This window comes from Enterococcus sp. C76 (genome assembly GCF_040886985.1).
GTDB classification, from domain to species: domain Bacteria; phylum Bacillota; class Bacilli; order Lactobacillales; family Enterococcaceae; genus Enterococcus_B; species Enterococcus_B lactis.
In genome coordinates this window covers 1-403 of record NZ_JBFOEY010000053.1, presented here as the reverse complement: position 1 = coordinate 403, position 403 = coordinate 1, and the positions used below count along the sequence as shown (strand labels likewise).

The 403-nt window shown below is 24.6% G+C and carries 1 protein-coding gene; it reads left to right on the top strand.

What is annotated here, in order from left to right:
* Positions 1-115: 115 nt before the first annotated feature.
* Positions 116-403, top strand: a 288-nt coding sequence (locus tag AB3I00_RS14710) for a hypothetical protein (RefSeq protein WP_368025625.1), incomplete at its 3' end; no start/stop codon positions are given.

Here is a 403-nt window from a genome sequence, read left to right as displayed (position 1 = left end):
AACATGAAGAATTGCTAAATTCTATCAATGTTTTTGTATATAGAATGGTAGCTGTATAAGAATTTTTTTTATAAAATGGAGGTGAAACAATATTTTTGTTATTGGAGTGATTTTAGTGTCAAGTGTCTTGTATAGTATGTATTTAAAATTCGCAGAAGACAAAATTCAAAAGACGTTTTTGCATATTAGCTTTTTTCAAATTTTATTAAGTGTACTTGAATGTGGTGTTCATTACTTAAAAAGTACAATGTTTGAACAGGATGTTTATATCAGTTTAGTAAAAGAAATAGGTTTATTTTTATTTATATTGTTTGTGTTATTTATAGGATTGTTTTTGATAAAAAAAGAAAAGCGGTGGGATAAGATTATCTATGAAGAAAAATGGAATGAATTAGTTATTAGT